This is a genomic window from Streptomyces sp. H51 (genome assembly GCF_035656535.1).
Taxonomy (GTDB): domain Bacteria; phylum Actinomycetota; class Actinomycetes; order Streptomycetales; family Streptomycetaceae; genus Streptomyces.
The window spans coordinates 306,237-319,031 of sequence record NZ_JAYMHD010000066.1 but is presented as its reverse complement, the minus strand read 5'-3'; the positions used below and the strand labels follow the sequence as shown (position 1 = coordinate 319,031).

12 protein-coding genes are annotated in these 12,795 nt (G+C 73.5%); 1 reads left to right on the top strand and 11 read right to left on the bottom strand.

Annotated features, from left to right (window positions below):
* Positions 1-3: 3 nt before the first annotated feature.
* From VKA29_RS23355 to VKA29_RS23310, 10 genes are all read right to left on the bottom strand, one after another.
* Positions 4-336 carry a TcmI family type II polyketide cyclase gene (locus VKA29_RS23355; RefSeq protein WP_324787900.1) on the bottom strand — a complete coding sequence of 111 codons (333 nt, stop codon included), beginning with the start codon at positions 334-336 and terminating at the stop codon, positions 4-6.
* An 18-nt stretch (positions 337-354) separates the two neighbouring features.
* Positions 355-834 carry an SRPBCC family protein gene (locus VKA29_RS23350; protein ID WP_324787899.1) on the bottom strand — a complete coding sequence of 160 codons (480 nt, stop codon included), beginning with the start codon at positions 832-834 and terminating at the stop codon, positions 355-357.
* A 1-nt stretch (position 835) separates the two neighbouring features.
* Positions 836-1,093 (bottom strand): acyl carrier protein, encoded by a 258-nt coding sequence (locus VKA29_RS23345; protein ID WP_324787898.1) that lies wholly within the window; start codon positions 1,091-1,093, stop codon positions 836-838.
* Positions 1,094-1,122: 29 nt separating this feature from the next.
* Complete coding sequence (locus VKA29_RS23340) at positions 1,123-2,376, bottom strand: ketosynthase chain-length factor (RefSeq protein ID WP_324787897.1); 1,254 nt, start codon at positions 2,374-2,376, stop codon at positions 1,123-1,125.
* Positions 2,373-3,641, bottom strand: coding sequence for a beta-ketoacyl-[acyl-carrier-protein] synthase family protein (locus VKA29_RS23335; protein WP_324787896.1), 1,269 nt, complete (start codon positions 3,639-3,641; stop codon positions 2,373-2,375). Before VKA29_RS23335 ends, VKA29_RS23340 begins: the two co-directional genes overlap by 4 nt.
* The gene (locus tag VKA29_RS23330) at positions 3,638-4,072 is read right to left on the bottom strand and encodes a cupin domain-containing protein (RefSeq protein WP_324787895.1); all 435 of its coding nucleotides are present in this window, start codon (positions 4,070-4,072) and stop codon (positions 3,638-3,640) included. Before VKA29_RS23330 ends, VKA29_RS23335 begins: the two co-directional genes overlap by 4 nt.
* 67 nt (positions 4,073-4,139) lie before the next feature.
* Positions 4,140-5,261 (bottom strand): SchA/CurD-like domain-containing protein, encoded by a 1,122-nt coding sequence (locus VKA29_RS23325; RefSeq protein WP_324787894.1) that lies wholly within the window; start codon positions 5,259-5,261, stop codon positions 4,140-4,142.
* A gap of 138 nt (positions 5,262-5,399) precedes the next feature.
* Positions 5,400-6,035 carry a class F sortase gene (locus VKA29_RS23320; RefSeq protein ID WP_324787893.1) on the bottom strand — a complete coding sequence of 212 codons (636 nt, stop codon included), beginning with the start codon at positions 6,033-6,035 and terminating at the stop codon, positions 5,400-5,402.
* Between the two features lie 253 nt (positions 6,036-6,288).
* Positions 6,289-7,053: a hypothetical protein gene (locus VKA29_RS23315; RefSeq protein ID WP_324787892.1), complete on the bottom strand. Its 765-nt coding sequence runs from the start codon at positions 7,051-7,053 to the stop codon at positions 6,289-6,291.
* A 150-nt stretch (positions 7,054-7,203) separates the two neighbouring features.
* Entirely contained in the window at positions 7,204-8,889 is a 1,686-nt protein-coding gene (locus VKA29_RS23310; RefSeq protein WP_324787891.1) for an FAD-dependent monooxygenase, read from the bottom strand.
* Positions 8,890-9,263: 374 nt separating this feature from the next.
* Here VKA29_RS23310 and VKA29_RS23305 point away from each other — a divergent pair, with 374 nt between their 5' ends.
* Entirely contained in the window at positions 9,264-10,892 is a 1,629-nt protein-coding gene (locus VKA29_RS23305) for a cellulase family glycosylhydrolase (RefSeq protein WP_324787890.1), read from the top strand.
* A gap of 16 nt (positions 10,893-10,908) precedes the next feature.
* On the opposite strand, the gene VKA29_RS23300 is transcribed toward VKA29_RS23305, so the two are convergent.
* Positions 10,909-12,699: a serine/threonine-protein kinase gene (locus tag VKA29_RS23300; RefSeq protein ID WP_324787889.1), complete on the bottom strand. Its 1,791-nt coding sequence runs from the start codon at positions 12,697-12,699 to the stop codon at positions 10,909-10,911.
* Between the last annotated feature and the right edge of the window lie 96 nt (positions 12,700-12,795).

Genomic DNA, 12,795 nt, shown 5'->3' with positions numbered 1-12,795 from the left:
GGGTCACCGGACCGAGTCGCGCTCCCAGAGGTAGAAGCGGCGCGCCATGGCGTCCTCCGGCTTGCGCCAGGTCGCCGGGTCGTAGGCGGAGACATGCGCCTGGAGCCGCTCGCTGAGGTCCCGGAACTCGGGGTGACCGGCCACCTCCGCGATGACGGGCCGCGGGTCGTGCTCGGTCTCGATGATGTGCAGATACACGTCGTTGAACTGGAAGAGGCTGCGCCGGGAGACGCCGACCAGGTGCGGCAGCTCCCCCCGGTCGGACTCCGCGAACAGCTCGGCGATGTCCGGGGCCGAGCCCGGCTTCATCCGGGCGACGATCACTGTCTGGTGCATGGGCTGTCTCCGTTCGGTTCAGCGGTCCAGGCCCGGCGCGGACCCGCGCTCGGCGGCGGTCTTCTCGATGCGGTCCCGGATCAACGCCATCTGCACCTGGGAGTTGCGGTTGATGTTGTCCGTCATCCAGGCGTCGTCGACGGGCGCGTCCGGCTTCATCTCGAAGTCCTGCGTCCACACCATCCGCACGCCCTCGGCCGTCTCCTCGTACTCCCAGAGGATGTTCATGTAGGAGAAGGGGCCGGTCTCGACCCGGCGGGCGCGCACGGTCAGCGACTCGCGGTCCGGCTCCCGCTCCGAGACCCAGCTCCACACGGTGCCGTTCTCGTCGGGGTGCATGGTCAGCCGGAACCGGGTCCGGCCGCCGTCCCGGGACAGGATCTCCACGGAGGCGTACTCGCTGAACAGCCGGGGCCAGCCCTCCAGGTCGTTGGTCATGTCCCACACCAGCTCCAGCGGTGCGGCGATGACGATCTCGTTCTGCGTGTGTCCGGCCATGTCACGCTCCTGCCACGAGGGCGCTGTTGACGAGGTCGAGGAACTCCCGGGGCGTCTTGCAGCGCTCCGCGTCGGGGGGCAGCGGCGCGCCGTAACGATTCTCCAGCTCGCCCACGACGCCGAGCAGTCCGAGCGAGTCGATGCCGATGACGTCGAACCCGGTGTCGTAGCGCTGCTGCAGTTCCTCCGGAGCGACGGTGACGCCGGCGGCCTTCTTCATCAGCTCGGCCAGCTCCTCCACCGTGATGCGGTCACTCATGTGGTTGTTCTCCTTGGCTTGTCGGTGCCTCACTGGGAGGCGTCGGCGGCGCCGCGCCGCAGCACGAGCGCCGAGTTCGACCCCATCAGTCCCCGGCTGAGGACCAGCGCCGTGCGCAACTCGGCGGGACGGGCCCGCCCGGTCACGAGGTCGAGGTCGTGGCAGACGTCGAAGACGTTCGGGGTGGGCGGGACCAGGCCGTGCTCCATCGCGAGCACCGCCGCGGCGGTGTCCAGCACCGGGGCCGCGCAGTAACTGCGGCCGATGCCGGTCTTGGGCGCGGTCACGGGCACCCGGGTGCCGTGCGCCCCGAGCGCGTCCGCGATCGCCAGGGCCTCCGCCCGGTCGGCCTCCGGCACGCCGAGCGCGTCGGCGAAGACCACGTCGATCTCCTCCGGGGCGCAGCCGGCCTCGGCCAGCGCGCCGCGGACGGCGTGGGCGAGCCCCTGCCGGGACTCCTCCCAGCGGGAGGAACCGGTGAACGTCGCCGCGTGCCCCGCGATCAGCGCCCGCACGGCCGCCCCCCGGTCGCGGGCCGCGTCCTCGTCCTCCACGACGAGCATGGCGCCGCCCTCGGCGGGCACGAAACCGCAGGCTCCCGCGGTGAACGGACGGTAGGCCCGCTCCGGGTCCTCCGCGGTGCTCAGCTCGGGATAGCCGAGCTGGCACACGACCGAGCACGGGGCCAACGGCGCCTCGGTCGAACCGACGACGACCGTGTCGGTGCCGTTCCGCACCACCCGTGCCGCGTGGGCCAGCGCGTCCAGGCCGCCGGCCTCGTCGGCGGCCACCACCGAGCACGGTCCCCGGAAACCGTTGCGGATGGAGATCTGGCCGGTGCTGGCGGCGTAGAACCAGGCGATGGACTGGTACGGGCCGACGAACTTGCTGCCCTTTCCCCACAGCGCCTGCAGCTCGCGCTGCCCGAACTCGCCGCCGCCGGAGCCCGCCGCGGTGACCACCCCGACGGAGAACGACGCCTCGCCCGGGTCCGCCGGGCCGAGACCGGCGTCGTCCAGCGCGCGGTCGGCCGCGGCCATCGCGAAGTGCGTGAACCGGTCGGTCTGGACGAGGTAGCGCTCCTCGACCGCCGAGGACGGCTCGAAGCCCCGGATCTCGCCGGCCACCCGCAGCGGCAGGTGCGTACAGCCCTCGCGGCTGACGCGGTCCAGGACGCTGAGGCCCTCCTGGGTGGCCTTCCAGAAGGTTCCGGTGCTGGTTCCGTTCGGCGCCATCACACCGATGCCGGTGACGGCGGCGCGCCGTGGTCGCGGTTGGCTCATCGTGTCCTCTCCCTCGGCCGGGTCAGGACCACCGCCGACTGGAAGCCGCCGAACCCGCTGCCCACGGACAGGACGCTGTCCAGCTTCCGCTCACGGGCGACGCGGGGGACGTAGTCCAGGTCGCACTCCGGGTCCGGCGTCTCGTAGTTCGCGGTGGGCGGCACCACCTGGTGGGCCAGGGCCAGCACGCAGGCGACGACCTCGATGGCGCCGATCGCACCGAGGGAGTGGCCCACCATGGACTTGATGGAGCTCATGGGCGTGTCGTAGGCGTGCTGCCCCAGGGCCCGCTTCACCGCCGCGGTCTCGTGCCGGTCGTTCTGCTGGGTGCCCGACCCGTGGGCGTTGACGTAGTCGATCGCCGTGGGGCCGAGCCGGGCGTGGTCCAGGGCCGTCTCGATCGCCCGGGCCATCTCCACGCCCTCCCGGGTCAGACCGGTCATGTGGTAGGCGTTGCCGAAGCTGGCGTAGCCGCCGATCTCGCAGTAGACGGGCGCGCCGCGGGCCAGGGCGTGCTCCAGCTCCTCCAGGACGAGGACGGCGCCGCCCTCGCCCATGACGAATCCGTCCCGGTCGGCGTCGAAGGGACGCGAGGCGTGAGCGGCGTCGTCGTTGTTCGGGGAGGTGGCCTTGATCGCGTCGAAGCAGGCCATCGTGATCGGGGAGATCGGGGAGTCCGAGGCGCCGGCCAGACAGACGTCGGCCCGGCCCTCCTCGATCGTGTGGAACGCGTAGCCGACCGCGTCCAGGCCCGAGGTGCAGCCCGTGGACACGGTCTGCACCGGCCCGTGCGCCCCGAACCGCTCGGCCACCGCCGAGGCGAGGGTGCTGGGCGAGAACGCCCGGTGCAGGTGCGGTTCGGCCCGCTGGTGGTCCGCGTCCCACCGCTGTCCGCGGTGGGAGACCAGGACGTAGTCGTGCTCCAGCCTGGTGGTGCCGCCGACCGCCGTGCCCAGCGACACCCCGACCCGCCAGGGGTTCTCCCGTTCGAGGTCGAGGCCCGCGTCCAGGACCGCCTCCCGGCCCGCCACCAGGGCGAACTGGATGTACCGGTCGCTGCGCGCGATCTCCTCCGGGCCGAGCCCGTGGGCCGCCGGGTCGAAGTCGCACTCGGCGGCGATGCGCGAACGCAGGCCGGCCGGATCGAAGAACGTGATGCCCCGGGTCGCGGTGCGACCGTGGGACAGCAGGTCCCAGAACGCCGGCACGCCGATACCGCCGGGTGCGACGACGCCTATGCCGGTGACCGCCACGCGCCTGCTCATGACGGGACCTGACGTCGCTCGGCCGTCCGTCCCTCCGCCGCGGCCGCGGGCTTCTCCGTGTCCACGTGACCGAGTTCCGGACGCGGCGCCAGCGGGCCGAGGTGGAAGACGACACGGGCCTCCACGTCGCCGACGTTGCGGAAGCGGTGCCGCATGTGGGCCGGGATCATGAGCCCCTGCTCGGCCCGCAGCGGCTGGGGCTCGCCGTCCAGGTCCACCTCCAGCCGCCCGCACACGACGTAGATGAACTCCTCGGAGTACGGGTGGTAGTGCTCGGCGACGCTGTCCCCGGGCTGCACGATGGCCACTCCCATGAAACCGCTGGTGGAGCCGACCGTGGTGGGGGTGAGCATGGCGCGCAGGTCGCCGCCGCGCCGGGTGTTGGGCTCGACGTCGCCGAGATTCACGATTCTTGGGCGGGGTTTGGTCACGACGTTGCTCCGATCATGTGCTGTTTCGACGATGGCCGTGGCCGCCGCGATCCGTGGGCCGGACGGTTCAGGCCTCGGCGGAGCGGCGGTCGGTGACGAGCTGCATGCGGGCGAGCTTCAGCAGGCGCGTCAGATCGCCGTCGCCCGGCAACGTCGTCAGCTCGGCCAGCGGGCCGGGGTCCGGGATGCCGAGGACCAGTGCGGGGTCGGCGGCGTCGAGTCCGCCACGCACGTCGATGAGCCGCACCACGACCTGGTCGCGCTCGAAGAGGGTGCTGCGTACCACGGGACTGCGCGGGTCGTCCGCCACCGCCTCGTCCTGCCGGGCCAGCAGCTCCGCCAGCCGCAGGCCGCAGCCGGGCCGGGCCGGGTAGTACAGGGCGTGCCGCTCCGTCTCCGGGTCCGGCTCTCCCGCCGTCACGTGGTGCACGGCGGGCAGCGCCGCCCGGGTGAAGAAGACCCGCGCCGACTCGGGGTCGTCGAGGTCACGGTCCTGCTCCAGGTACGGGTTGATGGCCTCCTCGACGGCCCGCACCTCCGGCTGCCGGGCCACGTGCCGCAGCGCCGCCATCAGGTCGCCCCGCACCTCGATGGCCCGGACCACGCGGTTGCCGTGCATGAACAGCGAGGTGCGGCACAGCCGAGTGGTGTCGTCGACCCGCGCCTCGGGCGGGTCGTAGTCGGACAGGATCGCCGCCACCGCCGCCTCGCTGCCCGGCTTGACGGTGAAGGTCAGCGCGTGGCGGATGAGGCCGTCACCGATCCGCGGCGAGGCCTGCAGCCGGCGCTCACCGGGGCCTGCCTGCGACGGACCCCCGGTCTCGCGGACGACGTGGAAGCGCAGCGACCTGGTGTCCCGGACACAGCTGTGCAGCGGCTCCACCATCCGGACGTGCTCCTCGCTGTTGACCCAGGTGAGAAACGGCGGGGCGCTCTCCCACTCGCTGGTGATCAGCCACTGGGAGGGGTTCTCGACCGACTGGCACAACTGGTCGCTGACGTGCCCGGGTACGGACGCCACCTGGTTGCACAACTGCTCGTAGGCCTCGAGGAACTGCTGCTGGGCTCCCTCGTGGACGTCCACCAGCAGGACGACACGGAGCCTGGAGCCGTCGAACACGGACTGGGAGACCCGGTTCGACATCTGACGTGCCAGTGATTCTGCGGCAGTCGTGGACGTGGTGGTCATGTGCGCAAATCTCCTTCGGGGGCTGTGGGGCGTCCGCCGCGGTGACGCGACGTCAGCGTGCCTCGATCCTGTGCCCGTCCCTGGAAGGCCGCGACTCGGATGAACTATGCGGGTGACCCGCTCCCGGCCCGCCGGGGTTCACACGAGATGGGCGAAGACCACCAGGTTGTCCGTGTAGTCCCGGACCGTGCGGTCGTAGTCGCCCGCGCAGGTGATCAGCCGGACCTGGGCCTGGGGCGTGTCGGCGTAGACGCGCTCGCTGGGGAAGGCGTCCTTGCGGAAGGTCTCCGCGTCGTCGACGACGAAGGTGGCCTTGCGCCCGTCGGCGCGCACGACGGAGAACCGGTCGCCCTTCCTCAGTTCACCGAGTCCGGCGAACACGGCCGCGGACGTCGTCGTGTCGACGTGGCCCGCGATGATCGCGGTGCCCGCTTCGCCGGGGGAGGCGCCCTTGGCGTACCAGCCGACGAGGTTGGTGTCGTGCGCGGGCGGGGGTTCGAGCTGACCGGTGGGGCCGATGTCGAGGTCCGTGAAGGGGGCGTCGACCGAGATCTTGGGGATGAGCAGGCGCACCGGCCGGGACCGGGGCAGGTGTCTGTCCGCCCCCTGCGCGCCGGACGAGGCCGGCGCGGTCTCCTGCGAAGGGACCTCCGAGGAGACCTCCGGGGCGGCCTGCGAGGCGGCGGCGGCCGGCACGCGGGGCGCCTCGGACGTCTTCTCCTGACTGCCGAGCAGGCTCACCGCGAGGACCAGCAGGCCGGCGGCGCACAGCATGGTCAGATTCGATGCGGACTTCGGTCCGGGAGCGCTGGGGGCACCGGGGGCGCTGGGAGCGCCGGGGGCACCGGGGGCGCCGGGGGTAGCGGGGGTAGCGGGCTTGTCGTGGGGGGCGGGCGGAGCGGGGGCTGCCATGGAAGAGACCACCTCACTTGGACGCGGCAGCGGGGCGCGAGGGTACGAAAGGGCCGGCCGGGCCGCCACCGGGCACGCGGGTGGCGGCCACGGCGGCTATCGCATCCGGCATGGATCAGGCCAGGCCTGCGGCGCTCTTCTTACGCCGCGCCGTGTACAGACCGGCACCGGCGACCGCCAGGACGGCCAGGCCGCCCGCCGTCACACCCGGGTTGGCGAGGGCGCCGCCACCGGTGTGCATTCCGCCGTGCGGCTTCTTCTCGCCGCCCCACGACTTCTCGCCGCCCCAGTCCTTCTCCTTGCCCTTGTCCTTGTAGGTCTCCGGGTCGTACTTGGGGTCGCCGCCCGAGCCCCAGTCGCCGTTGACCGCGGTCAGCGCGCCGCCACCGGTGTGCATTCCGCCGTGGGGCTTGCCGAAGCCGTCCTCCTTGCCGTGCTCCTTCTTGCCGAAGTCGTCTTCCTTGCCGCCGTCCTCCTTGCCGCCCCAGTCGCCGTTGACCGCGGTCAGCGCGCCGCCGCCGGTGTGCATTCCGCCGTGGGGCTTGCCGAAGCCGTCCTCCTTGCCGCCGTCCTCCTTCTTGCCGTGGCCGGAGTCGTCCTTGCCGCCCCAGTCGCCGCCGACCGCGGTCAGCGCGCCGCCGCCGGTGTGCATTCCGCCGTGCGGCTTGCCGAATCCGCCGTCCTTGCCGTGCTCCTTCTTGCCGAAGTCGAAGTCCTCCTTGCCGCCGTCCTCCTTCTTGCCGCTCGAGTCCTCCCTGCTGTGGCCGGAGTCCCCGTGGCCGCTGTCACCTCCATAGGCGTACGCATAGGCGCCCGGGGCGCCGAGGGCGAGGACGGCCGAGGCCGCCCCGGTGGCCAGGAGCATGCGAGCAGAACGCATCTGATGTTCCTTCCGTCGCGGGCCGGGCAGCTGGTGCTTCGTCAGCTGGAATGACCCGGCCCCGATATGAACCACCGTCAGGCAGTCGGCCGCCGCTCACCACTCGGGGCGCTCACCCGGGTGACGACCGGCACGTCTCCGGCTCCGCGTTCACCGGCCCGGCCCATCGTCCCGGCCGGATCGGGGGAGAGCCAGCAGCGTGGTCAGTACCTCGCGCAGCGCCGCTTCGGCATCCGCCGCCGGACCCGCCGACCGCCAGGCCACGAACCCGTCGGGGCGGACGAGTACGGCGCCCCCGGCCGCCGTGCCGTGGCGCTCCGTCCAGCCCGCGCCCTCCTCGGGCACCAGGTCGGCGTCCGGCCCGGTCCCCACCTGGTAGGAGGCCAGCGGGACGGACAGCCGCTCGGCGAGCCGGAGAGCGGCCTCGTGCCATCCGTTCGGCACATCGGCGTCGCTGAGCAGGACGAGGGAGCGTTCGTAGAGGTCGAGGGTGGAGATCCGGCGGCCCCGGCGCGCCACCCACAGGTGGGGTGCCCGGCTGCCGGGTTCCCCCGTCAGCTCCAGTCGCTCCGGCACGACCGGGGCAGCGGGGTCGGCGCCGACGACGGCGCCGCGCGGATAGCGGTAGCCGAGGGCGACGTTCAGCAGTCCGCGCTGGGGCCCGCCGCCGGTGCCGGGCGGTGGGGCGAAGCCGGGGTGGCTGTGCTCGGCGGACCGGGCGGCCGCCCGGGCGCTGGTCGCCTCCGCCACCGGACGCCGCTCGGCGTCGTAGGAGTCCAGCAGCCCTTCACCCGCCCAGCCGTCGAGCACCGCGGCCAGCTTCCAGGCGAGGTTGTGCGCGTCCTGGATCCCGGTGTTGGAACCGAAGGCGCCCGTGGGGGACATCTCGTGGGCCGAGTCGCCGGCCAGGAACACGCGTCCGGTCCGGTAGCTGCGCGCCACGCGCTGAGCGGCGTGCCAGGGGGCCCGGCCGGTGATCTCCACGTCGAGGTCCGGGACGCCGACCGCCCGGCGGATGTGGTCGGCGCACCGCTCGTCGGTGAACTCCTCCAGCGTCTCGCCGTGTTCGGGGTGCCAGGGGGCGTGGAAGACCCAGTTCTCGCGGTTGTCCACCGGCAGCAGCGCGCCGTCGGCGTCCGGACGGGTGAGGTAGCAGACGATGAACCGCCGGTCGCCGACGACCTCGGCGAGGCGGCGGGAGCGGAAGGTGACGCTGACGTTGTGGAACAGGTCGCCCGGTCCGCTGTGGCCGATGCCCAGCTGCTCCCGGACGGGGCTGCGCGGGCCGTCGGCGGCGACCAGGTAGTCGGCGCGGATCGTGGTGTGCTCGCCCGTGCGCCGGCTCTTGACCACCGCGGTGACACCCGCGGAGTCGGCGTCGAACGACATCAGTTCGGTGGAGTAGCGCAGATCGCCGCCGAGCTCCGTGGCGTGGTCGAGCAGGACCGGTTCCAGGTCGTTCTGGCTGCACAGGCACCAGGAGGTCGGGCTGAAGCGGGCCAGCCCGCCGCCCGGGTCGATCTCCTTGAACAGCCACTCGCCCGCCTCGCCGACGAGCGCGGGGGTCTGCAGAATGCCGTGGTTGTCGGCGAGGGTGACCGCGGCCGCGTGGATCGCGGGTTCGACCCCGGCCACCCGGTACAGCTCCATCGTGCGCACGTTGTTGCCCCGCCCGCGGGGGTGGATGGACGTGCCCGCGTGCCGTTCGACCAGCGTGTGCCGCACCCCCAGCCTGCCGAGGAACAACGAGGTCGACAGGCCGACCAGGGAACCGCCGACGATGAGGACCGGGACGCGCCGGTCCGTCCCGTCCGCCCGTTCGGCTCTTGCGTTCATCACGTGCCTCCAGCGTGTCGTGTCCGCCGTCCCGGCCGGATACGGCGGGGATCTTCATCAATGCCCCGCGGCGCGGAGGGCGGCTCAGGCTTCACCCGCTTACGTGACACGGGTCGGCCCGGGCCCGGAACCGGCACCGCAGGGTTGACGTGTACTCGGCGAAGATGGCTTCATGGGAGCGCTCCCACATCCCTGTCGGTCCCTGTCGGTCCCCGTCAGTCCCCCGTCAGCCCCCTTCCTCTTCCGACGCCTGGGTCATCCGGCGCTCACTCCCTGGAGCCGCAGTGAGAACAGCGAGAACAGCGAGAACAGCGAGAACAGCGAGAACAGCGAGAGCCACGACCGCACCGCGGAGCACGGTTCGGAAGCGCCCTGTGGAGGGCCTGCTGACCGCGCTGGCGAGCCTGCTCGGGCTCGTCCTGGTCACCGCGGCCTTCCCCGCCGCCGCGCACGCCGAGCCGCCCGGTCTCCGCGCGGCCGGCCTGCACATCAGCGACGGCCGCCTGGTCGAGGGCAACGGCAACGACTTCGTCATGCGGGGCGTCAACCACGCCCACACCTGGTACCCGGGCCGGACGCGGCAGTCGCTGGCCGACATCAAGGCGCTGGGCGCCAACACGGTGCGGGTCGTCCTGGCCGACGGCCACCGCTGGAGCGCGAACAGCGCCGCGGACGTGGCCGACGTCGTCGCGCAGTGCAAGGCCAACCGCCTCATCTGCGTCCTGGAGGTGCACGACACCACCGGCTACGGCGAGGACAGCGCGGCCGGCACGCTGGACCAGGCCGCGGACTACTGGATCGGCCTGAAGGACGTGCTCGCCGGCCAGGAGGACTACATCGTCGTCAACATCGGCAACGAGCCCTGGGGCAACACCGACCCCGCGGGCTGGACCGCGCCGACCGTCGCCGCCGTCAAGAAGCTGCGGGCCGCCGGACTCGCGCACACCCTCATGGTGGACGCGCCCAACTGGGGGCAGGACTGGCAGGGCGTCATGCGCGCCCAGGCCCGGTCGGTCCACGACGCCGACTCCACCGGCAACCTGATCTTCTCGATCCACATGTACAGCGTCTTCGACACCGCCCAGGAGATCACCGACTACCTGAACGCCTTCGTCGACGCCGAACTGCCCATTCTCATAGGCGAGTTCGGCGGCCCCGCCGACCAGTGGGGCGATCCGGACGAGGACACGATGATGGCCGCCGCCGAGCGGCTGAACCTCGGCTACCTGGCCTGGTCCTGGAGCGGCAACACCGACCCGGTCCTGGACCTGGCGACCGGCTTCGACGCCACCCGGCTCAGTTCCTGGGGCGTGCGGGTCTTCAACGGCCCCGACGGCATCGCGCGGACCGCGAAGGAGGCCAGCGTCTACGCCGGGCAGAGCTCCGGCGACACCCGGGCGCCGACCGCCCCCGGCACCCCGAGCGCCTCCTCGGCGACGGCCACGTCGGTCACCCTCACCTGGGCCGCCGCCACCGACGACGTCGGCGTCGCCGGCTACGACGTGGTGCGCGTCGGCGGCGACGGCGCCGAGACCAGGGTCGCCACCTCCACCACCGGGACCGCCACCGTGACCGGCCTGACCGCCGCCACCGCGTACACCTTCGCCGTCCGCGCCCGCGACGCGGCCGGGAACCGCTCGCCCCGCTCGGCGACGGTGGACCTCACCACGACCGAGGGCGCCAAGACGTCGTGCTCCGTCGGCTACCGTGTGGTGGGGGAGTGGCCGGGCGGCTTCCAGGGCGAGATCACCATCGGCAACACCGGCGCCGCCATCGACGGCTGGACGCTCGGCTTCGCCTTCGCCGACGGTCAGACGATCTCCAACATGTGGGGCGGCACGCCCACCCGGAGCGGCGGCACGGTCAGCGTCGCGGCCGCCTCCTACACCAGCACCGTCCCCGTCGGCGGCAAGGTCACCGTCGGCTTCACCGCCGCCAAGGGCACCGCCAACACCGCCCCGGCGGCGTTCACGCTGAACGGCGCCGCCTGCTCCGCGAGCTGACCCGCTCCGCGCGGCGTCACCCGGCGCCGCGCAGGGCGGCCCAGGTCTCGCGTCCCACCTCACCGTCGGGCCGGAGCCCCTGGTCGCTCTGGAAGGCGCGCACGGCGGACTCCGTACCGGCGCCGAACTCGCCCTCGGCGTCCGCACCCGCCCCGGTGTAGCCGCGTCCGGCCAGCAGGCACTGGACCTCCTGGACCCGCCGGCCGCTGTCCCCCCGGCGGGTGCGGCCGCTGCCGGAGTAGTACGCGCACTCCGAGGGCCCCGGCGCGTCCGCGGACCCCGAGGGCGAGGCGGTGGGCGAGTCGCCCGGCGACGGCGTCTCGGCGGCCGGCGTCTCGGCGGCCGGGGCGGCGTTCGAGCGGGTGGCCGTCGCGGAGCCCGACACCCGGGGCCGGCCGGCGTCGTGGGCGAGCGCGGCGCCGTCGGCACTCTTGCCGGACACACCCGGCGTGCGCTCCGGGCCGCCGGGCACCGGCAGCAGGCCGGAGCCGCCCGAGCCGCCGCCCACGCCCGCCGTGGCACGGGTCCAGGGGGCGGTCGCGGTCGCGGGGGAGTGGTGATGGGCGAGGACGAAGCCGCCCGCGACGGCGCACAGGGCCAGGCCCGCGGCGACGGCCGGCACCGGCCTGCGCCGCACCCGCGGGCGGGCTTCGGCCGCCGGCGGAGCCGGTGCCTCCGCCGCCCCCGCCCGCGCCTCCGCCGCGCCCGCCCGCGCCTCCGCCGCGCCCGCCCGCGCCTCCGCCGCGCCCGCCCGCGCCTCCGCCGCGCCCGCCCGTGCCTCCACCGCGCCCGCCCGTGCCCTCGACGGCTCCGAGCGGGCCGGCCGCCCGGCCGGGAGGCGGCGCAGCACCTCGTACGCCCGGTGCCGGGCCAGCACCCGGCTCTCCAGCGACTCGGGCCACACGGACGACGTGCCGATGTGCTCCTCGGCCGCCTCGATCAGCTCGTGCGGAGCGGGCCGCAGCCCGGGTTCCTTCACCAGGCACACGGACAGCAGGGAGGCGAGGTCCGCGTCACGGGCGCGGACCTCGTCGAGCAGGTCGTGGTCCGGCTCCTCGAACGCCACCCGGTGCATCACGTCGACTCCGGTGCCGTCGCCGAACGGGGCACGGCCGGTGGCCGCGTAGGCCAGCGTCCCGGCCAGCGAGAACACGTCCGACGCCGTGTCGCAGCGACCGGTCCTCAGGTGTTCCGGCGACATGTAGGCCGGGGTGCCGACCCGGTTGCCGGTGCCGGTGAGCGCGCTGGAGTCCACCGCCTTCGACAGGCCGAAGTCGATCACGTACGCGCCCCAGGGGGAGAGCAGGACGTTGGACGGTTTCAGGTCGCGGTGCACGATCTCCGCGGCGGCGAGCGCCGCGAGCGCCTGTCCGACGTCCGCCACGAGCCGCCAGACGGCCGCGGTCTCCAGGGCGCCGCCCTCCCGCACGGCCGCCGCCAGGTCGAGCCCCGGCACGTACTCGGTGGCCATCCACAGCAACTCGTCCCCGAAGCCGGTACCGCACAGCCTCGGCGTGTGCGGGGTGCGGACACGGTGGTGCACCGCCGCCTCGCGCTCGAACCGGCGCCGGAAGCCGGGGTCTTCGGCGTACTCGGGCCTGATCACCTTCACCGCGGCCAGGACGGGACTGCCGTCCGCGGGGCGGGCGAGGAAGACCCGGCCCATGCCGCCGCTGCCGAGCAGGGCCAACGGCACGTACGGACCGATGCCGTCCGGGTCGCCGGCGCGCAAGGGAGAGGCGCCGGCCTGCCGCAGCACGGCGGCCTCGTCCGCCGCCGGGTCCGGTACCGGCCGCTGTTGTGACACGGGTCCCCCGAAATTCTCTTCGACGTATGCCAGTTCGCTGTCCAGGAGGGGAAGACGAGGCTAGCCCAGCCGCGGTGCGTGCCGAGGGTTTCTCCC

What these genes read in the sequence shown, in the direction of transcription:
- VKA29_RS23340 (WP_324787897.1), bottom strand. Translation starts at nt 2,376, where the DNA reads ATGAGCCAACCGCGACCACGGCGCGCCGCCGTCACCGGCATCGGTGTG.
- VKA29_RS23310 (WP_324787891.1), bottom strand. Translation starts at nt 8,889, where the DNA reads ATGAACGCAAGAGCCGAACGGGCGGACGGGACGGACCGGCGCGTCCCG.
- VKA29_RS23350 (WP_324787899.1), bottom strand. Translation starts at nt 834, where the DNA reads ATGGCCGGACACACGCAGAACGAGATCGTCATCGCCGCACCGCTGGAG.
- VKA29_RS23335 (WP_324787896.1), bottom strand. Translation starts at nt 3,641, where the DNA reads ATGAGCAGGCGCGTGGCGGTCACCGGCATAGGCGTCGTCGCACCCGGC.
- VKA29_RS23320 (WP_324787893.1), bottom strand. Translation starts at nt 6,035, where the DNA reads ATGCTGTGCGCCGCCGGCCTGCTGGTCCTCGCGGTGAGCCTGCTCGGC.
- VKA29_RS23345 (WP_324787898.1), bottom strand. Translation starts at nt 1,093, where the DNA reads ATGAGTGACCGCATCACGGTGGAGGAGCTGGCCGAGCTGATGAAGAAG.
- VKA29_RS23325 (WP_324787894.1), bottom strand. Translation starts at nt 5,261, where the DNA reads ATGACCACCACGTCCACGACTGCCGCAGAATCACTGGCACGTCAGATG.
- VKA29_RS23315 (WP_324787892.1), bottom strand. Translation starts at nt 7,053, where the DNA reads ATGCGTTCTGCTCGCATGCTCCTGGCCACCGGGGCGGCCTCGGCCGTC.
- VKA29_RS23355 (WP_324787900.1), bottom strand. Translation starts at nt 336, where the DNA reads ATGCACCAGACAGTGATCGTCGCCCGGATGAAGCCGGGCTCGGCCCCG.